At 74.8% G+C, this 23,025-nt stretch carries 2 protein-coding genes; both read left to right on the top strand.

The genetic code is table 11. The features are described from left to right. Positions 1-6 precede the first annotated feature (6 nt). A complete protein-coding gene (locus ACFPCY_RS09365) occupies positions 7-11,544 on the top strand; it encodes an SDR family NAD(P)-dependent oxidoreductase (RefSeq protein ID WP_378253356.1) in 11,538 nt (3,845 codons plus the stop codon). Then, positions 11,544-22,976, top strand: a complete 11,433-nt coding sequence (locus tag ACFPCY_RS09360; RefSeq protein WP_378253355.1) for an SDR family NAD(P)-dependent oxidoreductase — start codon at positions 11,544-11,546, stop codon at positions 22,974-22,976. Before ACFPCY_RS09365 ends, ACFPCY_RS09360 begins: the two co-directional genes overlap by 1 nt. The last annotated feature ends 49 nt before the right edge of the window (positions 22,977-23,025 follow it).

Below are 23,025 nucleotides of genomic sequence, written 5' to 3'. Positions count from 1 at the left end.
TCCGGAATGGTCAGCGAAGAGAAGCTCGTCGACTACCTGCGGCGCGTCACCGCCGACCTGCACGACACCCGGCGGCGGCTGCGCGAGGCCGAGGAGCGGGACGCCGAGCCGATCGCCGTCGTGTCGGCGGCGTGCCGCTTCCCCGGCGGCGCGACCTCGCCCGAACGGCTCTGGGACCTGCTCGCCGCCGGACGCGACGTGGCCGGAGAGTTCCCGGCCGACCGCGGCTGGGACCTCGACCGGCTGTTCGACGCCGACCCGGGCCGCCCCGGCACGAGCGTCGCGCGCGTCGGCGGGTTCCTCGACGACGCGGCCCTGTTCGACGCGGAGTTCTTCGGGATCAGCCCGCGCGAGGCCCTGACCCTCGACCCGCAGCAGCGCAAGCTGCTGGAGGTGTCGTCGGAGCTGCTCGAGCGGGCGGGCATCGACGCGTCCGCGCTGAAGGGCAGCCGCACCGGCGTCTACATCGGGACGGCGCTGCCCGGCTTCGGCACCCCGCACGTGGACCGGGACGCCGAGGGCCACCTGATCACCGGGAACGCCCCGAGCGTCCTGTCCGGGCGGATCGCCTACACCTTCGGGCTGGAGGGCCCGGCGGTGACGGTGGACACGGCCTGCTCGTCCTCGCTGGTCGCGATCCACCTCGCCTGCAACGCGCTCCGGCGGGACGAGTGCGCGCTGGCGCTGGCGGGCGGCGTCACCGTGATGTCCCTGCCGAACGTGTTCACCGAGTTCTCGCGGCAGCGCGGCCTCGCGCCGGACGGCCGCTGCAAGCCGTTCGCGGCGGCGGCCGACGGCACCGGCTTCGCCGAGGGCGCCGGGCTCGTCCTGCTGGAGCGGCTGTCGGACGCGCGGCGCGACGGCCACGAGGTGCTCGCCGTGATCCGCGGCTCGGCGATCAACCAGGACGGCGCGAGCAACGGCCTGACCGCGCCGAACGGGCCGTCCCAGCGGCGGGTGATCCGCGCGGCCCTGAAGGACGCCCGGCTGGAACCGTCCGAGGTGGACGCCGTGGAGGCGCACGGCACCGGCACCCGCCTCGGCGACCCGATCGAGGCGCGGGCGCTGCTGGACGCCTACGGGCGGGAGCGCGAGGCCGGCCGTCCGCTGTGGCTCGGCGCGGTGAAGTCGAACCTCGGCCACACGCAGGGCGCGGCGGGCGTCGCGGGCGTGCTGAAGATGATCATGGCGTTGCGGCACGAGCGGCTGCCCGCCACGATCCACCTCGACCGTCCCACCCCGGAGGTGGACTGGGACGCGGGCGGCGTCCGGCTGCTCACCGAGCCGGTGCCGTGGCCGCGCGGCGAGCGCCCGCGCCGGGCCGGGGTGTCGTCGTTCGGCATCTCCGGCACGAACGCGCACCTGATCCTCGAAGAAGCGCCGCTCCCGGAGCCGGCGGCGGAAGAGGCGGGACCCGAAACGGCGCCCTCCGTCGTGGCGTGGCCGCTGTCGGCGCGCACTCCGCAGGCGTTGACCGAACAGGCGCGGTCGCTCGCCGAGCACGTCGCCGCGCACCCCGAGTTCTCCGCTTCCGACCTGAGCCGGTCGCTGGCCCGGACGCGCACCTCGTTCGAGCGGCGTGCCGTGCTCCTCGGGACCGGCCGCGACGAGCTGCGCGCCGGGCTGACCGCCCTCGCCGAGGGCCGTCCCGCAGCCGGTCTGGTCGGCGCGTCCGGGCCGGTGCGCGACGGCGACACGGCGTTCCTTTTCACCGGGCAGGGCAGCCAGCGTCCGGGCATGGGCCGCGAACTGCACCGCGAGCACCCCGCCTTCGCCGACGCCTTCGACTCCGTCTGCACCCACCTGGACCCGCTACTCGGCCGCCCGCTCCGCGACCTGGTGTTCGCCCCGCGGGACCCTGCCGATCTGGACCGCACGGAATTCACCCAGGCGGCCCTGTTCGCGCTCGAAGTCGCGCTGTTCCGGCTCGCCGAGTCGTACGGCGTCGTGCCCGGATACCTGACCGGCCACTCGGTCGGCGAGATCGCCGCCGCGCACGTCGCGGGCGTGCTGTCCCTGCCGGACGCCTGCGCGCTCGTCGCCGCCCGCGGCGGACTGATGCAGGCGCTCCCGCCGGGCGGCGCGATGGTCGCCGTGCGGGCGGCCGAGTCCGAGGTGCTCCCGCTGCTCGCCGGACGCGAGGACCGCGTGTCGCTCGCCGCCGTCAACGGCCCGGACGCGGTCGTCGTCTCCGGCGCCGAGGACTCCGTCGAGGAGATCGCCGCCCGCCTCCGGGACGCGGGCCGCAAGACGCGCCGGCTGCGGGTGAGCCACGCGTTCCACTCGCCGCTGATGGACCCGATGCTCGACGGCTTCCGCGAGGTCGCGCGCGGCCTCGCCTACGCGGCTCCGCGCATCCCGGTCATCTCGAACGTGACCGGCGGGATCGCCGGTGCCGACCTCCTCACCGACCCCGAATACTGGGTGCGGCACGTCCGCGAGCCGGTCCGGTTCGGCGACGGGCTGCGCACCCTTCGCGCCGAGGGCGTCGTCCGGTTCCTCGAACTCGGCCCGGCCCCCGTCCTCACCGCCATGGCGCGGGAGTGCCTCGCGGACGAGGAGCCCGGCGTGTTCGCCGCGGCCCTGCGCAAGGACCGTCCCGAGGCCGGAACGTTCCTCACCGCGCTCGCCGAGCTGCACGTGGACGGCGCGGACGCCGACCTCGCCGCCGCGCTCCCGGCCGGTGCGCGCGCGGTCCCGCTGCCGAGCTACCCGTTCCAGCGGCGCCGGTACTGGCGTCCGATCCCGGACGCGGCGGTGGCCGAGGCCGGAGGCGTCCACCCGGCCGGGCACCCCCTCCTCGGGACCGTGGTCGAGTCGGCCACCGGGGAGATGCTCGCCACCGGACGCCTGTCCACGCGCACCCACGGGTGGCTCGCCGACCACGAGATCGCCGGTACCGTGCCGCTGCCCGCCACCGCCCTCCTCGAACTCGCCCTGGCCACGGCCGCCCGCGCCGGATGCGACCTCATCGACGAGCTCGCGCTGGAGGCCCCGCTCCTGCTGCCGCCGTCCGGAAGCGTCGATGTCCAGGCCGCGATCGCCGCTCCGGACGAGCACGGGCACCGCGCGGTCGCGATCTACTCGCGCCGCGACGGCGACGAATCGTGGACCCGGCACGCCGCCGGAACGTGCTCTCCCGCGGACGACACCGCGCCCTCGGCCGCCGAACCGCGGGCATGGCCGCCCGCCGGGGCCGTGCCGATCGACGTCGAGGAGCTGTACGACCGCCTCGCCGAGCGCGGCTACCGGTACGGCCCGGCCTTCCGGAACGTCCAGGCCGCGTGGCGCTCCGGCGACGAACTGCTCGCCGAGGCGGCGTCCTCTTCGGACGACCATGGCGACCCGCGCTCCTACGCCGTCCATCCGGCGCTGCTCGACGGCGCGTTCCACGCGATCGACGAGCTCTTCCGGGAGGACGACGGGACGGTGCGGCTGCCGTACTCGTTCCGAGGCGTCCGCGTGCACCACCCCGGACCGTCGCGGCTGCGCGTCCGGATCACGCCTTTCGACGACGACACCTTCAGCCTGGACGTCACCGGCCCGGACGACGCTCCGGCGATCGGCATCGAGGCGCTGGAGTTGCGAGCGGTCTCCGCCGAACGCTGGCGCGCCGCGCAGGCCGGGACGAGCGACGTGCCGTATCGGCTGACCTGGCAGGCTCCGGACGCCCCACCTGCCGTCCCATCTGGGGTCTGGGCGGTGGTCGGGCCTGACCGTCTCGGCCTGGACGGTGCTTCGCACGCCGATCTCGACGCCCTCCGGGCCTCGCTGGACGCCGGGGAACCCGCTCCCGACCTCGTTCTGCTGACCTTCCAGGACGAGCCGGACGAGGACGACGTGCCCGCCCACGTCCGCAGCCGCGTGGGACGGGTGCTCGCCGGACTTCGGGAATGGCTGGCCGACGAGCGGTTCGCGGCGTCCCGCCTGGTGGTCGTGACGCGGAACGCCGTCGCCGCCGACCTCGTGAACGCGCCGGTCCGGGGCCTGGTGCGCGCGGCGCAGGCCGAGCACCCGGGACGGATCACCGTCCTCGACCACGACGGGACGAGCGGGCCCGACGCCCTCCGGGCGGCCATCGGCGCCGCCGAGCCGCAGGTGGCCGTCCGAGCCGGGACGGTCCTGGTCCCGCGCCTGGCCAAGGCCCCCGACCAGGCCGGGACGGCGCGTCCGATCGACCCGGACGGCACCGTCCTCGTCACCGGCGGCACCGGCGCGCTCGGCCTCCTCGTCGCCCGGCACCTCGCGACCGCGCACGGCGCGCGGCACCTGCTGCTGGCCGGCCGCCGCGGCGACGCGACCGGCGCGGCGGAGGCCCTCGCCGACCTGGACGCGGACGTCCGCGTGGCCGCCTGCGACGTCGCCGACCCGGACGCGCTCTCCGCGCTGCTCGCGTCGATCCCGGCGGATCGCCCGCTCACCGCGGTCGTGCACGCCGCCGGGATCGTGGACGACGGCGTGGTCACGTCCCTGACCGGGCCGCGCCTCGACGCCGTCCTCGCGCCCAAGGTGGACGGCGCGTGGAACCTGCACCGGCTGACCCGCGAGCGCGACCTCGCGGCGTTCGTCCTGTTCTCCTCGGCCGCCGGCGTCCTCGGCAACGCGGGGCAGGGCAACTACGCGGCGGCGAACGCGTTCCTCGACGCCCTGGCCGAACACCGCCGCGCCGAGGGGCTGCCCGCGGTTTCGCTCGCCTGGGGCCCCTGGGCGACGGACGGCGGCATGGCCGCGGCGCTCGACGGAGCCGACGCGGCGCGCGTCAGCCGTTCAGGCCTCGTCCCGATGGCTCCCGACCGCGCCCTCGCACTTCTCGACCGGGCCCTTGCCGGGTCCGACCCGGTGCTCGTGCCCGTCCGGTTCGACCATGCCGCGCTGCGCGGGCAGGCCGCGTCCGGCACGCTGCCGCCCGTCCTGCAAGGGTTGGTCCGGACGCCCGCGACCCGCACGGCCACGACGTCCTGGGCCGAGCGCGTCGCGGCGCTGCCGGAGGCCGATCGGGACCGCGCGCTCCGCGAGATCGTCCGAGACCGGGTCGCCGCCGTCCTCGCGCACCCGGACCCCGCCACCCTCGACCTCGGCCGGCCCTTCCAGGACCTCGGCTTCGACTCCCTCACCGCGCTCGAACTCCGGACCGGACTCGGCGCGGCCACCGGCCTCACGCTGCCCGCCACGGCCGTCTTCGACCACCCGACCCCCGAAGCGCTCGTCCGGTACCTCCGCACGGAACTTCTCGGCGCGGCGGAGGGCCGTTTCCTGCCCGCGCCCTCGTCGTCCGCCAGTCCCGACGAACCCGTGGCGATCGTCGGGATGGCGTGCCGTTTCCCCGGAGGAGTCGACTCCCCGGAGGCTCTGTGGGAACTGGTCTCGGGCGGTGTGGACGCGATCGGCGAGTTCCCCGGCAATCGCTCCTGGGACCTCGATCGCCTCTTCGACGACGACCCGGCGCGGACCGGACACAGCTACACCCGTTCGGGTGGTTTCCTTCACGACGCGGATCTGTTCGATGCGGGGTTTTTCGGGATCAGTCCGCGTGAGGCGTTGGCGATGGATCCGCAGCAGCGGTTGCTGCTGGAGACCGCGTGGCAGGCGTTCGAGCGCGCCGGGCTGGACCCGGCCGCCCTCCGCGGCAGCCGGACCGGCGTGGTCGTCGGCATCATGTACGACGACTACGGAAGCCGCTTCCTGGGCCGGATACCGCCCGACGTCGAGGGCCGCCTGATGCCCGGCAGCCTGCCGAGCGTCGCGTCCGGGCGGGTCTCCTACACCTTCGGTCTCGAAGGCCCGGCGGTCACGGTGGACACGGCGTGCTCGTCGTCGCTGGTCGCGATGCACCTGGCCGCCCAATCGCTGCGCCAAGGCGAATGCTCCCTCGCCCTGGCCGGTGGCGCGACGGTGATGTCCACACCGAACACCTTCGTGGAGTTCTCGCGGCAGCGTGGCCTGTCGGTGGACGGTCGTTGCAAGGCGTTCTCGGCTGCGGCGGACGGCACCGGCTGGGCCGAGGGAGTGGGCCTGGTGGTGCTGGAGCGCCTGTCAGACGCGCGACGCAATGGTCATCGGGTGTTGGCGGTGGTGCGGGGCTCGGCGATCAATCAGGACGGCGCGAGTAACGGTCTGACCGCGCCGAACGGGCCGTCCCAAGAGCGGGTGATCGGTCAGGCGCTGGCCAACGCGGGATTGACGACAGCCGACATCGATGCGGTCGAGGCGCACGGGACCGGCACCAGTCTGGGCGACCCGATCGAGGCGAACGCGCTGCTGGCCACCTACGGCAGAAACCGTTCCAAGGACCGCCCGCTGTGGCTCGGGACGGTGAAGTCGAACATCGGGCACACTCAGGCAGCCGCAGGCGTGGCCGGAGTGATCAAAACCGTCATGGCGATGCGGCACGGACGACTTCCCGCGACGCTCCACGTGGACGAGCCGTCCCCGCACGTGGACTGGTCCTCGGGTGGCGTCCGGCTGCTGACCGAGCCGGTCGACTGGCCCCGCAACGGGCATCCGCGCCGCGCCGGTGTCTCCTCGTTCGGTTTCTCCGGCACCAACGCCCACCTCATCCTCGAAGAGCCGCCCGAGGCCGATTCCGCGTCCCGTCCAGTTGAGGGCACCGCGCCTTGGGTGCTCTCGGCCCGAAGTGAGGAGGCGCTGGCCGGGCAGGCGGAGGCGCTGGCCGCGCGCTCGGAACTGCCGTCCGTGGAGGTGGGCTGGTCACTGATCCGGACGCGTTCGGTCTTCGAGCACCGGGCCGTCGTCCTCGGTGAGGATCAGCCTTCGGCGCTGGCGGCGCTGGCACGCGGAGAAGCGCATCCGGACGTGGTGACCGGTGTCGCCGAGCCGGTCGATCGAGGTCCGGTGCTGGTGTTCCCGGGCCAGGGTTCGCAGTGGGTCGGCATGGGCGCCGAGCTGCTGGACGAGTCGCCGGTGTTCGCCGCGCGCATGGCCGAATGCGAGCAGGCTCTCGCTCCGCACGTCGAGTGGTCGCTGACGAAAGTGATCCGCGGTGACGGCTCGGAACTCTCCCGCGTGGACGTCGTGCAACCCGTCCTGTGGGCCGTGATGGTGTCGCTGGCGGCCGTCTGGGCGGATTACGGCGTCAAGCCAGCCGCGGTCATCGGCCACAGCCAAGGCGAGATCGCCGCCGCGTGCGTCGCGGGCGCGCTGTCGCTCGAAGACGCCGCTCGCGTCGTGGCGCTGCGCAGCAAGGCTCTGCGCAGGCTGGCGGGCGGCGGCGCGATGGCCTCGCTCGGCGTCGGCGCCGAAGAGGCGGACGCGCTCCTGGCGGACGGCGTGGTGGTCGCGGCGGTGAACAGCCCGTCCGCGACGGTCGTGTCCGGTCCGCCGGACCGGGTGGCGTCGGTGGTGGCGTCCGCGCAGGAGCAGGGCTTGCGGGCGCGGCTGATCGACGTGGACTACGCCTCCCACGGCCCCCAGGTAGACGAGATCGCCGAGGAGCTGCGCGCGTCGCTCGCCGGGATCACCGGCACCGCCGCCGGCGTGCCGTTCTACTCGACCGTCACCGCCGCGCCGCACGACACCGCCTCCCTCGACACCGAGTACTGGATCACCAACCTGCGTCGGCCCGTCCGGTTCGCGGACACGGTCGGCGAGCTCCTGAAGGACGGGCATCGCGTCTTCATCGAGGCTGGCCCCCACCCCGTCCTGACGCCGGGGATCGAAGAGTGCGCCGACCGCGCGGAGACGCGTGCCGCCGCGCTGCCCACGATCCGGCGCGACCGGGGCGGGGACGCGCAGATCGTCCGCGCGCTGGCCGGGGCGTTCGCCGCCGGAGTCGGGATCGACTGGACGCGGCGGTTCCCCACCGACCCCGCGCCCGCCGTGATCGATCTGCCCACCTACACCTTCCAGCGCGAGCGGTACTGGCTCACCGCCGGACGCGGCGCCGCCGACGCCGCGGACCTCGGCCTCGGCTCGACCGGCCATCCGATCCTCGGGGCGGCGATGGACCTCGCCGGCGGCGGCGGCCGGGTGCTGACCGGGCGGGTGTCCCGGCACGGGCAGCCGTGGCTGGCCGACCACGTCATCGGCGGCGCGGTGCTCGTGCCGGGCGCGGCCCAGCTGGAATGGGTGCTGCGGGCCGCCGACGAGGCCGGCTGCGCCCGCGTGGACGAGCTCGTCCTGTCCACGCCGCTCGCCGTGCCCGAGGACGGTCTGAACGTCCAGGTCGTGGTCGGTGCGGCCACCGAGGACGACGGACGCCGCGAGGTGAGCGTGTACTCGCGCGCCGACCACGACGCCGAGTGGACCCGCCACGCCACCGGCACGATCGCGCCGGATCCGATCGTCCCGGACCCGGCAGGGGAAGCATGGCCGCCGCCCGGCGCCGAGCCGGTCGAGACCGCCGACTTCTACGCCGACACGGCGGTCGTCGGCTATGGCTACGGACCCGCGTTCCAAGGCGTGCAAGCGGTGTGGCGCGACGGCCCCGACGTGCTCGCCGAGCTCCGGCTTCCCGACCTCGTGCGCGACGCGGACGGGTTCGGCGTCCACCCCGCCCTCCTGGACGCCGCGCTCCACCCGCTCCTGCTGATCGGCGACTTCACGCGAGGACGGGTGTGGCTGCCGTTCACCTGGAGCGGAGTCGCGCTGCACGCCGCGGGCGCGACGGCCGTCCGCGTCCGCCTGTCGCCGCTCGGCGAGGGGCTCGACCAGGGCGTCCGGGTGAGCGTCACCGACACGGCGGGCGGTCCGGTCCTGGACGTGGCGTCGGTCGCGCTCCGCGAGGCGGACGACCGGCGGCTGCGGGCGGCCGGACCGCGCGGCACCGGCGACGTCTTCGCCGTCGAGTGGGTGCCCGCCGCGACGGACGCGGCCGAGCCCGCGCCGGACGACTGCCAGGTGGTCGAGGCGGCGACCGCGGAGGAGGCGTTGTCGCAGGTCAAGGGCTGGCTCGCGGCGACGCCGTCCGAGCCGTCCGAGCCGTCCGACGCGGACGAGAAGCGGCTCGTGGTCGTCACGCGCGGAGCCGTGGGGGAGCGGCCCGATCCGGACGCCGCGGCCGTGTGGGGCCTGGTCCGGAGCGTCCAGGCGGAGCATCCCGGACGGCTCGTCCTCGCCGACCTGGACGAGGGAGCCGACGTGGGAACAGCCTTGCGGACCGGCGAACCGCAGGTGGCGGTGCGCGGCGGGGAGGTTCTCGTGCCGCGCCTGGTCCGGTGCGGAGCGCCGCGCGAGCTGACCGGCCCGCCCGGCGCGCGGGCGTGGCGGCTCGGCATGTCCGGCCCGGCGACGCTGGACGAGATCGCGGCCGTCGAGAGCCCGGAGGCGCTGGCGCCGCTCGCGGAGGGCCAGGTCCGGATCGAGGTCCGCGCCGCGGGCGTGAACTTCCGCGACGTGCTGATCGCCCTCGGCATGTATCCCGACGCGGACGGGGTCTTCTACGGCACCGAGGGCGCCGGGACCGTGGTCGAGGCCGGCCCGGGCGTGACCGGCATCGCGGTGGGCGACCGGGTGACGGGCATCGTCGGCGGCGCGTTCGGCCCGGTCGCGGTCGCGGACGCGCGGATGGTGACGCGGATCCCGGACGGCTGGGGCTTCGACGCCGCGGCGAGCGTCCCCGTGGCGTTCCTGACGGCCTGGTACGGGCTCGTGGAACTGGCCGCGCTGAAGCCGGGCGAGACGGTCCTGGTCCATGCGGCGACGGGCGGTGTCGGGGTGGCGGCGGTGCAGATCGCGCGGCATCTCGGCGCGGAGGTGTACGCGACGGCAAGCCCGGCCAAGCAGGATCTCCTGGCGCAGATGGGCATTGACGAGGACCATCGCGCGTCGTCCCGTGACCTGGATTTCGAGGAGAAGTTCCGCGCCGCCACCGGGGGCCGTGGCGTGGACGTGGTGCTGAACAGCCTGGCCGGTGAGTTCACCGACGCGTCCCTGCGGCTGCTCGCCGAGGACGGTCGGTTCGTGGAGATGGGCAAGACCGACATCCGCTCGGACACGGGCGTGCGCTACCGGGCGTTCGACCTCGTCCCGGACGCGGGTCCGGAACTGATCCAGGACATGCTGGACGACCTGCGGCACCTGTTCGAGGAGGGAACGCTGGAACCGCCGCCCGTGCGGAACTGGCCGCTCGGCCGGGCGCGTGAGGCGCTCCGGTTCATGAGCCAGGCCCGGCACACCGGCAAGATCGTGCTGGACGTCCCGCCGGCGTTCGACCCGGGCGGCACCGTCCTGATCACCGGCGGGACCGGAACGCTGGGCGCGCTGGTCGCCGGGCATCTCGTCCGGGAGTGGGGAGCGAAGCACCTGCTCCTGGTCAGCCGTCGCGGAGCCGACGCGCCCGGCGCAACGGATCTGGCGGAGCGGTTGCTTCCCGCGCAGGTCACCTTCGCCGCCGCCGACATCGCCGACCCGGAGGCGGTCCGGAACCTGATCGCAGGCATCGACCCGGCGCGTCCGCTGACCGGGGTCATCCACGCGGCCGGGGACATCGACGACGGCGTGGTGACCGACATGGACGCCGATCGTCTGCGTCGGGTCTGGTCTCCGAAGGCCCTCGGTCTGGCGAATCTTCACGCCGCGACCGAGCACGTGCGGTTGAGTTTCTTCACGGTGTTCTCGTCGGCCGCCGCGACGTTGGGCAGTCCAGGGCAGGCGAACTACGCCGCCGCGAACGCGTACTGCGATGCGCTCATTGCCTGTCGTCGCGCCGCCGGGCTGCCCGGCCAGTCGATCGCGTGGGGTCTGTGGGAGCAGGTCAGCGGCATGACCGGCCATCTCGGCGAGGCCGACCTGGCCCGTATGCGACGCGGCGGCTTCGCACCGATCACCGACGAGCAGGGCGCCGCCCTGTTCGACCTCGCCTGCGCCGAGGGCGGCGCGCACGTCGTGGCGCTGAACCTCGACCCGCGCGCCCTGGCCGGGCAGGGACCCGAAGCGGTGCCGGCCCTCCTGCGATCGCTGGTCGCCACCACCGCGACCGCTCGGGCGCGACCGGCGGCTTCCGCGTCCGCGTCGGCGTCCGCTGCGGCCTCCGGTGGGCCGTCCGCCGATCTGAAGTCACGGCTCGCCGGAATGCCCGACTCCGAGCGGCGCGCCACCCTGCTGAGCTTGGTGCGCGCGCACGCCGCGGCGGTCCTCGGCCACCGGGAGGCGGGCGCCGTCCGCGCGGACGCGTCGTTCAAGGAGCTCGGCTTCGACTCCCTCAGCGCCGTCGAGCTGCGCAACCGGCTGTCGGCCGCGACCGGCCTGCGGCTGCCCGCCGCGCTCGCCTTCGACTACCCGCACGCGGCCCGGCTCGCCGACCACCTCCTGGAGCGGCTCGCGCCCGACGGCGCGGCGTCGCCGCCGCCCGAGGACGACGTGGAGCCGCTCCTCGGCGACCTGGGCCGGATCGAGGGCGTCCTCGCCGCGCGGACCCTGGACCGGGCGGCGCGCGAGCGGGTCGCCCGGCGGCTGCGCGCGCTGCTCGCGAGCGTGGACGGCGGACCGGCCGCGCCCGCGACGGCCGCCGCCGTCGAGGACGCCTCCGACGAGGAGATGTTCGCCCTCATCGACCAGCAACTGCGATCGTCCGGAGACGGAGACTGATGTCGGCTACGGAAGACAGGCTGCGGGAGTACCTCAAGCGGGTCACGGTCGATCTGGGGCGGACGCGGGAGCGCCTCCGGGAGGTGGAGGAGCGGCAGCGCGAGCCCGTCGCCGTCGTCGGCATGGCCTGCCGCTACCCCGGCGGCGTCCGCTCGCCCGAGGACCTGTGGGACCTGGTGTCCGCGGGCCGCGACGCCATCGGGGACTTCCCGCCCGACCGGGGCTGGGACCTGGACGCGCTCTACCACCCGGACCCCGACCACCCCGGCACCTGCTACACGCGCCGGGGCGGCTTCCTGGACGACGCCGACGCGTTCGACGCGGCGTTCTTCGGGATCAGCCCGCGCGAGGCGGCGGCGATGGAGCCGCAGCAGCGCGTCCTGCTGGAGACCGCCTGGGAGACGCTCGAACGGGCGGGCATCGACCCGCGCGCGCTGCGCTCCACGCCGACCGGCGTGTTCGTCGGCGCGGGCCTGCCCGGATTCGGCACCCCGCACACCGACGAGCAGGACGAGGGCTACCAGCTGACCGGCAACGCCCTGAGCGTCCTGTCCGGCCGGGTCTCCTACACGCTCGGGCTGGAGGGCCCGGCGGTGACGGTGGACACGGCGTGCTCGTCGTCGCTGGTGGCGATCCACCTCGCCTGCCGGTCGCTGCGGCAGGAGGAGTGCTCGCTGGCGCTCGCGGGCGGCGTGACCGTGCTGACCACGCCCGGCGGCTTCACCGAGTTCTCCCGGCAGCGCGGCCTGTCGCCCGACGGACGCTGCAAGTCCTTCGCGGCGGCGGCCGACGGCACCGGCTTCGCCGAGGGCGCCGGGGTGCTGCTGCTCGAACGGCTGTCGGACGCGCGGCGCAACGGGCACCGCGTCCTCGCGGTCATCCGGGGCTCGGCCGTCAACCAGGACGGGGCGAGCAACGGCCTGACCGCGCCGAACGGGCCGTCCCAGCGGCGGGTGATCCGCGCGGCGCTGGCGTCCGCCGACCTGTCCGCCGCCGAGGTGGACGCGGTCGAGGCGCACGGGACGGGCACGACGCTCGGTGACCCGATCGAGGCCGACGCGGTCCTGGCGACCTACGGGCAGGGCCGTCCGGACGACCGTCCGCTGTGGCTCGGGTCGGTCAAGTCGAACCTCGGGCACACGCAGGGCGCGGCGGGCGTCGCCGGTGTGATCAAGATGGTGATGGCGGTGCGGCACGGCGTGCTGCCCGCGACGCTGCACGTGGACGAGCCGTCCCCGCACGTGGACTGGTCGTCCGGCGCCGTCCGGCTGCTGACCGGGCCCGTCGAGTGGCCGCGGGAGGGCCGCCCGCGCCGGGCCGGGGTCTCGGCGTTCGGGATGTCCGGCACCAACGCCCACCTGATCGTCGAGCAGGCACCCGATCCGGACCCCGACCGGGCTTCGGAACCGGTCCCGGACGCCGAAGCCCCGGGGCCGCTGCCCTGGGTGGTGTCGGCGAGGTCGCCGGAGGCGCTGCGCGCCCAGGCCGCGCGGCTGGCCGAGCATGTCGCCGCCAGCGACCCGGCGCTGTCTTCGGCAGACGTCGGATGGTCGCTGATCAAGTCGCGTTCGGTGTTCGAGCACCGAGCGGTGGTGCTGGGGGACGACCAGGCGGCCGGTTTGGCGGCGCTCGCCGAAGGCGCGCCGCATCCCGACGTGGTGACCGGTCTCGCCGAGCCTGTCGGCCCGGGCCCGGTGCTGCTCTTCCCGGGCCAGGGTTCGCAGTGGGTCGGCATGGGCGCCGAGCTGCTGGACGAGTCGCCGGTGTTCGCCGCGCGCATGGCCGAATGCGAGCAGGCTCTCGCTCCGCACGTGGACTGGTCGCTGACCGAGGTGATTCGCGGCGACGGTGCCGAGCTTTCGCGGGTGGACGTCGTCCAGCCCGTCCTTTGGGCGGTGATGGTGTCGCTGGCGGCCGTCTGGGCCGATCACGGCGTGAGACCTGCGGCGGTGATCGGGCACAGTCAGGGCGAGATCGCCGCCGCGTGCGTCGCGGGAGCGTTGTCGCTCGAAGACGCCGCGCGGGTGGTCGCGCTGCGCAGCAAGGCGCTGCGCCGGTTGGCGGGCGGCGGCGCGATGGCGTCGCTCGGCGTCGGACGCGAACGGGCGGCCGAACTGCTGGCGGACGTCCCGAACGTCCGAGACGTCACGGTCGCCGCGGTGAACAGCCCCTCCTCGACGGTCGTCTCCGGCCCGCCGGACCAGGTCCGCGAGGCCGTGGCCGCCTTCCGGAGCCGGGAGCTGCGGGCGCGGCTGATCGACGTGGACTACGCCTCCCACGGCCCCCAGGTGGACGAGATCACCGGCGAACTGCGCGAAGCGCTCGCGGGAATCACCGCGACCGCCGCCGAGGTGCCGTTCTACTCGACCGTGACCGGCGAGCGGATCGACACCTCCGCTCTCGACGCCGAGTACTGGATCACCAACCTGCGCCGGCCCGTCCGGTTCGCGGACGCGGTCGAGGCGTTGGCGGCGGACGACTTCCGGGTCCTCATCGAGTGCAGCCCGCATCCCGTCCTGACGCCCGGGATCGAGGAATGCGCCGAGCCGGCGGGCGTCCGGGTGGCGGCGTTGCCGACGATCCGCCGCGACCAGGGCGGACCGGCTCAGGTGGTCAGGGCGCTGGCCGAGGCGTTCACCGCCGGAGCCGGCGTCGACTGGACCGCCCTCTTCCCGGCCGGCCCCGGACTCCGGCTCGTCGACCTTCCCACCTACGCCTTCGAGCGGACGCGGTTCCGGCTGGGGCGCGGCGGGGCCTGCGCCGGTGACCCGGCCGGGCTCGGGCTCGCGGCGGTCGGGCATCCCGTCCTCGGCGCGGCCGTCGAGCCGGCCGGGACGGGTGAGCGGCTGCTGACCGGCCGGGTGTCGCGGCGGGCCCTGCCCTGGCTGGCGGACCACGAGGTGTCGGGGCGTCCGCTGGTGCCGGGCGCGGCGCTGGTGGAGTGGGCCCTGCGCGCGGCCGACGAGGCCGGCTGCGCCGGGATCGAGGAACTCGTCCTGCACGCGCCCACGGTGCTTCCCGCGTCGGGGGAGCTGACCGTCCAGGTGGCGGTCGGCGAACCCGAGGACGACGGGCGGCGCGCGGTCGGCGTGTACTCCCGGCCTGCCGAGGACGACGCCTGGGTGCGCAACGCGAGCGGCTTCCTCGGCGACGTGCCCGCCGACCGGCCGGCGACGGACGCCGAAGAGGCGTGGCCTCCGCCGGGCGCGGAACCCGTCGATACCGAAGGGCTCTACGAGCAGGCCGCCATCCGAGGCTACGACTACGGACCGGCGTTCCAGGGCGTCCGCGCGGTTTGGCGCCGCGGCGACGAGTTGTTCGCGGAAATACGCCTGCCCGAGGAGGCGGGCGCGGCAGACGGGTTCGGCGTTCATCCGGCGCTGCTGGACGCCGCGCTGCATCCGCTGCTGCCCTTGGCGTCGTCCGGCGATGGTGACGGCGACGGCGACGGGACGTTCTCGTTGCCGTTCAGCTGGAGCGGTGTGGCGCTGCACGCCGCGTCGGCGACGTCGATCAGGGTGACGGTGACGCCGCTGGAGGGCGGGCAGGCGTTCCGGCTGTCGGCGACCGATCCGGCGGGCGCGCCCGTCTTCGACGTGGACGCGATGGCCGTGCGTCCCGCCGATCTCCAGGGCGTCGAGGCCGCCGCCGATCTCGACATGCGCGGCCTGTTCGTCCTGGACTGGACGCCTTCCCGGACACCGCGTCGTCCCGCCGCCGGAACGTGGCGAGAACTGGACGGCCTGGAACCCGGCACGTCCGCGCCTGCGACCGTGATCGCTCCCGTCGACACCACGGAAGGCGGGATCGGCGCGGTCGAACGCGTCCTCGCTCTGCTGCGCCGATGGCTGGACGATCCGAACGCGGACAGCAGCCTGTTGGCGCTGGTCACGCGGGGAGCCGTAGCGGCCGACGACCCGGATCCGGTGGGCGCGGCGGTGTGGGGGCTGGTCCGCAGCGCCCAGGCCGAACACCCCGGCCGGTTCGCGCTCGTGGACATCGACCCCGATACCGACACCGATCATGCGACCGTCGCGGAACTCCTGGATCCCGCCGAACCGCAGATGGCGATCCGCGCCGGGGCTCCGCTCGTGCCCCGGCTCACGCGCGCTCGCGCGAACGCCGCGACGGACGCCCCGACGGACGCCGCGACGGACGCGGCGACGGACGCCGCGATGGACGCCGCGATGGACGCCGCGACGGACGAAGCAGGCACGCTCGATCCCGGCGGGACCGTGCTCATCGCCGGCGGGACGGGCGTCCTCGGCGGGCTGGTCGCCGAGCATCTCGTCCGCTCGGGTCGCACGGCCCGCCTGCTCCTCGCCGGACGGCGCGGCCCGGACGCGCCCGGCGCGGCGGAACTCGCGGAGCGGCTGGCGGGTCTCGGCGCGGACGTCGAGATCATCGCGCTGGACGTCGCCGACCCGGCGGCGGTGAGCGTGCTGGTCGAAGGGATCGATCCCGCGCATCCGCTGACCGGGGTCGTCCACGCGGCCGGGCTTCTCGACGACGCCGTGCTCACGTCCCAGACTCCCGAGAGCCTGGCCCGCGTCTGGGCGGCGAAGGCGGCGGGCGCGGCCAACCTGCACGCCGCGACCGAGCATCTGCCGCTGGGGATGTTCGTGACGTTCTCGTCCGCGGCGGCGCTTCTCGGCAGTCCGGGGCAGGCCAACTACGCCGCGGCGAACGCGTTCTGCGACGCCCTCGCCCAGCGCCGCCGCGCCCGGGGACTCGCCGGTCTGTCGGTCGCGTGGGGCCTGTGGGCCGACTCCAGCGGCCTGACGGGCGGCCTCACCGAGGCCGACCTGGCGCGCATGCGGCGCGGCGGGATCGGTCCGCTGCCCGCCGACCGGGCGCTCGCCCTGTTCGACGCGGCGCTGCGTTCGGGTCGGCCGAACGTGGTGGCGGCCGACCTGGACCCGCGCGCGATCCGCCCCGACGACGTGCCGGTCGTCCTGCGGGAACTGGCCGGACGTCCACGCCGGCGCGCGGCGGGAGCGGACGCGGTCGCCGCGGCGGCCGACGAGATCGCGCGCCTGGATCCGGAGCAGCGGCGCGACGCGCTGACCAGGCTCGTCCTGGAGCGCGCGGCGGTCGTCCTCGGGCACGCCTCCCCGGACGCGGTCGATCCCGACGTCCGGTTCAAGGACCTCGGCCTGGACTCGCTGACGGCGGTGGAGCTGCGCAACGGCCTGGCGGCCGCGACCGGCCTGCGGCTGCCCGCGACGCTCGTCTTCGACCATCCGACGCCGCGCGCGCTGGGCGAGCACCTCGCCGCCCGGTTCGCGCCGGGCCGGACGGCGACCGCCCGCGCCCGCGCCCGGGCCGCCGTCCGCTCGGACGAGCCGGTCGCGATCGTCTCGATGGCGTGCCGGTATCCCGGCGGCGTCAGCACCCCGGAGGACCTGTGGCGGCTGGTCGCGCAGGGGCGGGACGCGCTCGGGCCGTTCCCCGCCGACCGCGGCTGGGACCTCGGCGCGCTGCACCACCCGGACTCCGGCCGTCCCGGCACCACCTACGCCCGGCACGGCGGGTTCCTCGACGACCCGATGGGCTTCGACGCCGAGTTCTTCGGCGTGAACCCGCGCGAGGCCCTCGCCGCCGACCCGCAGCAGCGGCTGCTGCTGGAGGCGGCCTGGGAGACGTTCGAACGGGCGGGCATCGCGCCGGACTCCCTGAAGGGCACGCCGACGGGCGTCTACACGGGCGTGATGTACCACGACTACGGCAGCGGGGCCGCCACGCGCGACGCGCGGCTGGAGGGCTACGGATGGCTGGCCGGTTCGGGCAGCGTCCTGTCCGGCCGGGTCTCCTACACCCTCGGCCTCGAAGGACCGGCGGTGACCGTGGACACGGCGTGCTCGTCGTCGCTGGTGGCGATGCACCTCGCCTGCCAGGCCCTCCGCCAGGGCGAGTGCGACCTCGCGCTGGCGGGCGGCGTGACCGTGATGGCGACGCCCGACCAGTTCGTCGATTTCGCCCGGCAGCGCGGCCTGGCGCGGGACGGACGCTGCAAGGCGTTCGCGGCGTCCGCCGACGGCACGGGCCTTTCGGAGGGCCTCGGCCTGGTCCTGCTGGAGAAGCTCTCGGACGCGCGGCGCAACGGCCATCGCGTCCTCGCCGTGATCCGGGGCTCGGCGGTGAACCAGGACGGCGCGAGCAACGGGCTCACCGCGCCGAACGGGCCGTCCCAGGAGCGGGTGATCGGCGCGGCGCTGGCCGCGGCCGGGCTGTCGGCCTCGGACGTGGACGCGGTGGAGGCGCACGGCACCGGCACGCCCCTCGGCGACCCGATCGAGGCGCAGGCGGTGCTGGCGACGTACGGGGAGGGCCGCGCCGCGGACCGCCCGCTGTGGCTCGGGTCGATCAAGTCGAACATCGGGCACGCCCAGGCCGCCGCGGGGGTGGCGGGCGTGATCAAGATGGTGATGGCGATGCGGCACGGGACGCTGCCCGCGTCCCTGCACATCGACGAGCCGTCGCCGCACGTGGACTGGTCGGACGGCACCGTCCGGCTGCTGACCGGGGCGAGGGAGTGGACGCGTCCGGGCCGTCCGCGCCGGGCGGGTGTGTCGTCGTTCGGGGCGTCGGGGACGAACGCGCATGTGATCATCGAGGAGGCCGTCGCCGAGCCGGTCGAGGGCGTTCCGGCCGTGTCGCCGGGTGTGGTGCCGTGGGTGGTGTCGGCGCGGACGCCGGAGGCGCTGGACGCGCAGGTCCGGCAGCTCAAGGACTTCGTGAGCGCGGACGACCCGTCGCCGCTCGATGTCGGCTGGTCGCTGTTGCGGTCACGCGCGCTGTTCGAGCACCGCGTGGTCGCGGTGGGCGAAACGCGCGACGAACTCCTCGCGGGCCTTCGCACCGGCGGGCTGCCCGCGAGGGCGGACGGCGGGCTGGTCTGGCTGTTCAGTGGTCAGGGCAGTCAGCGTGTGGGGATGGGCGTGGGCCTGTACGAACGGTTCCCGGTGTTCGCGGGGGCTTTCGATGAGGTGTGCGCGCTGCTGAACCCGAGTGTGGAGCGCGATCTGGCGTCGGTGGTGTTCTCGGGCGAGCGGGACGTGCTGGATCACACGACGTTCGCGCAGGCGGGGTTGTTCGCGGTGCAGGTCGCGACGGCTCGCTTGCTGAACTCGATGGGTGTGGTTCCGGATGCGGTGATCGGTCATTCGATCGGTGAGGTCGCTGCCGCGCATGTCGCTGGAGTCCTTGGCCTTGAGGATGCGTGCCGGTTGGTCGCGGCGCGGGCGACGCTGATGGGACGGCTGCCCGCCGGTGGCGCGATGGTCGCCGTCCAGGCGTCCGAAGCGGAACTCGATGGGACGCTGCCGGACGGTGTGAGCATCGCGACGATCAACACCTCCGACAGCACGGTCGTCTCCGGTCCTTCCGATCTGGTGGCCGAGGTGGAGGCCGAATGGTCTGAGCGTGGTCGCAAGACGAAGCGGCTGAGCGTGAGTCACGCCTTCCACTCGGCGCTGATGGATCCGATGCTGGCCGATTTCGCGGCGGCGATCGACGATCTGCCGTTCACCGACCCGTCGATCTCCCTGATCAGCACGCTCACCGGCGAAGCGGCCGACGAACAGATCACAACGCCCGACTACTGGGTGCGGCAGGTCCGCGAGCCGGTCCGGTTCCACTCGGCCGTCGTGCGCGTCGCCGACCGAGCGGGCGCGTTCCTGGAACTCGGACCGGATCCCGTGCTGGCCACCGCCGCTCAGCATGTCGCGGATGAGGCGGTCTCCGTCTCCGTCCTCGATCGGACGCGTCCGGACGCCGTCGCCTTCGGGCGGGCGCTGGGACGGCTGCACTCCGGCGGCGTCGGCGTCGACTGGACGCCGTGGTTCCCCGCCGAGAGCCGTCCGCGGGTGATCGACCTGCCCACCTACGCCTTCCAGCGCGAGCGGTTCTGGCTGGGCGGGCGCGAGCGGCAGGGACCGGAGACCGTGCTGGAGCGCGCCGACGGCGGTCACGTCCTCAGCGGGGAGATCTCCGCGGCGCAGGACGGCTGGCCGTCCGAGCACGTCATCGGCGGGACGACCCTGCTGCCCGGCACCGCCCTGCTCGCGTGGGCGCTCCGCGCGGCGGACGAGTCGGGCTGCTCGGGCGTGGAGGAGCTGACCTTGCGGTCCCCGCTCGTCCTGGCGGGCGACGAGCGGGTGAGCGTCCAGGTGACGGTCGGGGTGGCCCGGGAGGGCGGCCGGCGCGACGTGGAGATCTACTCGCGGCAGGACGGCGAGTGGGTCTGCCACGCGTCCGGCACTCTGAGCCCCGAGCCCGGCCCCGGCGCGGACATGGCCGGGCCGGTGACCGGTCAGTGGCCGCCGTCCGGCGCGGAGCCCCTGGACGTCACGGGCTTCTACGCGGAGGCGCTGGCGGCGGGCTACGAGTACGGGACGTCGTTCCACGGGCTGAGCGCGGCGTGGAAGCACGGCGACGACCTGCTGGCCGAGGTCGTCCTTCCTGAGGGCGCGGGCGATGCGCCCGGTTACGGCCTGCATCCCGCCCTGCTGGATTCGGCCCTGCATCCGCTGCTGGCCGACCGGATGAGCGGCGGCGAGACCTGGCTGCCCTTCGCCTGGAGCGGGGTGACGCTGCACGCCGTCGACGCGGACGCGGTCCGCGTGCGGCTGTCCCGCGCCGGCGAGGAGGTGCGCCTCGTCGTGACCGACACCGCCGGCTCGCCCGTCCTCACCGCGGAGTCCGTCCTCATGCGTCCGGCCGATCCGGGGCGGTTCGAGCGCGGCGTGCGCGGCCTGTTCTCCCTCGAATGGCGACCCGCGCCCGAGCGGGACGCCGCCGTCCCGCCGGACCTCGACGTGATCGAACCGGCGACGGTCGAGGAGGCGTTGTCGCAGGTCAAGAACTGGTTGGCCGGGCCGGGCTCGGAGGATCGGCGGCTCGCGGTGGTCACGCGCGGAGCCGTGGGCGACGGTCCCGACCCGGACGCGGCGGCGGTGTGGGGCTTGGTGCGGAGCGCGCAGTCCGAACACCCCGGACGCTTCGTCCTGGCGGACCTGGATCGGGAAGCCGCCGTCGAAACGGCGCTGCGCGCCGGCGAATCGCAGGTCGCGGTGCGGGACGGCGACGTCCTGGTGCCGCGTCTGGCGCGGTGCGGCGCGCCCGAGGAACTGGCCGCCCGTGCAGGTGAACGCGCCTGGCGTCTGACCGCCGAGGGCGCGACGACCCTGGACGACGTGTCGGTCGTCGGCTGCCCGGAGGTCTTGGAACCCCTGGCGGACGGTCAGGTTCGGGTGGAGGTGCATGCGGCCGGGGTGAACTTCCGGGATGTCTTGATCGCGCTCGGTATGGTTCCGGGCTTCGGTGGCATCGGCGGTGAGGGTGCCGGTGTGGTGACGGGGATCGGCCCGGGTGTCACGGGCTTCGCTGTCGGTGATCGGGTGCTGGGGTTGTTCCCGGGCGCGTTCGGCCCTATCGCGGTGGCCGACGCGCGCTCGCTGGTCCACGTCCCGGACGGCTGGGGATGGCAGGACGCGGCGGGCGTCGCGGTGGCCTTCCTGAGCGCCTGGTATGGCCTGGTTGACCTGGCCGCGCTCCAGCCGGGCCAGTCGGTGCTGATCCACGCTGCCACGGGCGGTGTCGGGCGGGCCGCGGTGCAGATCGCGCGGCATCTCGGCGCGGAGATCTTCGCGACGGCCGGCCCCGCCAAGCAAGGCCTGCTCGCCGACCTGGGCATCGACGAGCAGCATCGCGCGTCGTCCCGTGACCTGGGCTTCGAGGAGAGGTTCCGCGCGGCGGCCGGTGGCCGGGGCGTGGATGTCGTGTTGAACAGCCTGGCCGGTGAGTTCACCGACGCGTCCCTGCGCCTCCTTGCCGAGGACGGACGGTTCGTGGAGCTCGGCAAGACCGACATCCGGGATGACCCCGGCGTCTGGTACCGGGCGTTCGATCTGGCCACCGATGTGCCTCCGGAACGCATCGCCGCGATGCTGGCCGAACTGCGGGACCTGTTCCAGGCGGGACGGCTGGAGCCGCTGCCCACGCAGGGGTGGCCGCTCGGCCAGGCGCGAGAAGCGTTCCGGTTCATGAGCCAGGCCAAACACACCGGCAAGATCGTGCTGGACGTCCCGCCGGCGTTCGATCCGGACGGCACGGTCCTGATCACCGGTGGGACCGGGACGCTCGGCGCGCTCGTCGCCGAACACGTCGTCCGCGAGTGGGGCGCGCGGCATCTGGTCCTGGTGAGCCGCCGTGGCCACGACGCGCCCGGCGTGGGCGAGCTGGTGAAGCGCCTGGACGTGGACGTGAGAGTCGCCGCGGCCGACATCGCGGACGGCGACGCCGTGAAACGCCTGGTCAAGGAGATCGATCCGGCGCATCCGCTGACCGGGGTGATCCACGCGGCGGGGACCGTCGATGACGGCCTGGTGACCGATCTCGACACCGACCGTCTGCGCCAGGTCTGGGCTCCGAAGGCGCTCGGCCTGGCCAATCTCCACGCCGCAACCGAGCACATGCGGTTGAGTTTGTTCACGGTGTTCTCGTCGGCCGCCGCGACGTTGGGCAGCCCAGGGCAGGCGAACTACGCCGCCGCCAACGCCTACTGCGACGCGCTCATGGCCTGTCGCCGCGCCGCCGGTCTGCCCGGCCAGTCGATCGCCTGGGGTCTGTGGGAGCAGGCCAGCGGAATGACCGGCCATCTCAGTGAAGCCGACCTCGCCCGCATGCGACGCGGCGGGCTGCGACCGCTGGCGACCGACCACGCGCTCGCGCTGCTGGACGAGGCGACGCGGGACGGGCGTCCGCACCTCGCGGCGTTCGACCTCGACGCCGCCGCGCTCGCGGCGGCCGAGGACGTCCCCGAGATGCTGCGCGAACTCACCGTCCGGCCCGCGCACCGGCCGTCCGCGGCGGGAGCCCGGGCCGGGACGGGGCAGCTCGCCGCACAGCTCACCGGCCTTCCCCCCGACGAGCGACACGAGGTGCTCCTCTCGCTCGTCCGGACGGAGGCGGCCTCGGCGCTCGGCCATGCCGACGCCGGGTCGGTGCATCCGAAGACCAACTTCAAGGACCTCGGGTTCGACTCCCTCACCGCCGTCGAGCTGCGCAACCGGCTCGCCGCCGCGACGGGCCTGCGCCTGCCGCCGGCGCTGGTGTTCGACTATCCCGACCCGGCGGCCCTGGCGGAGTACCTGCGCGGACGGCTCGTCCCCGAGGAGGCGGCGGTGTCCGGGACGGCGGCCCTCGACCGGGCGCTCGACGAGGTGGCCCGGCTGGAGGCCGTCCTCGCCGCGCTCCCCGGCGACGGCCCGGACCCGAGCGCGGTCACCGCGCGGCTGGAGGCGCTGCTCGGGACGTGGAAGGCGGCGCGCGAGCGGCCCGACGCGCCCGCCGGCGCCGCGCGGCGCCTGGAGTCGGCGGACACCGACCAGGTGCTGGACTTCATCACCAACGAGCTCGGAATGTCGTGAACGAACGCGTGGGCCCGCGTCCTGCCGGACGCGGGCCCACCTGGACGAG

Source organism: Actinomadura gamaensis (assembly GCF_042652125.1).
GTDB lineage: Bacteria > Actinomycetota > Actinomycetes > Streptosporangiales > Streptosporangiaceae > Spirillospora > Spirillospora gamaensis.
Note: the sequence above shows the minus strand (reverse complement) of the source record. Positions and strands in the feature narration are given on the sequence as shown.

Coding starts and splice junctions, on each gene's coding strand:
- ACFPCY_RS09365 (WP_378253356.1), top strand. CDS start 7: ATGGTCAGCGAAGAGAAGCTCGTCGACTACCTGCGGCGCGTCACCGCC.
- ACFPCY_RS09360 (WP_378253355.1), top strand. CDS start 11,544: ATGTCGGCTACGGAAGACAGGCTGCGGGAGTACCTCAAGCGGGTCACG.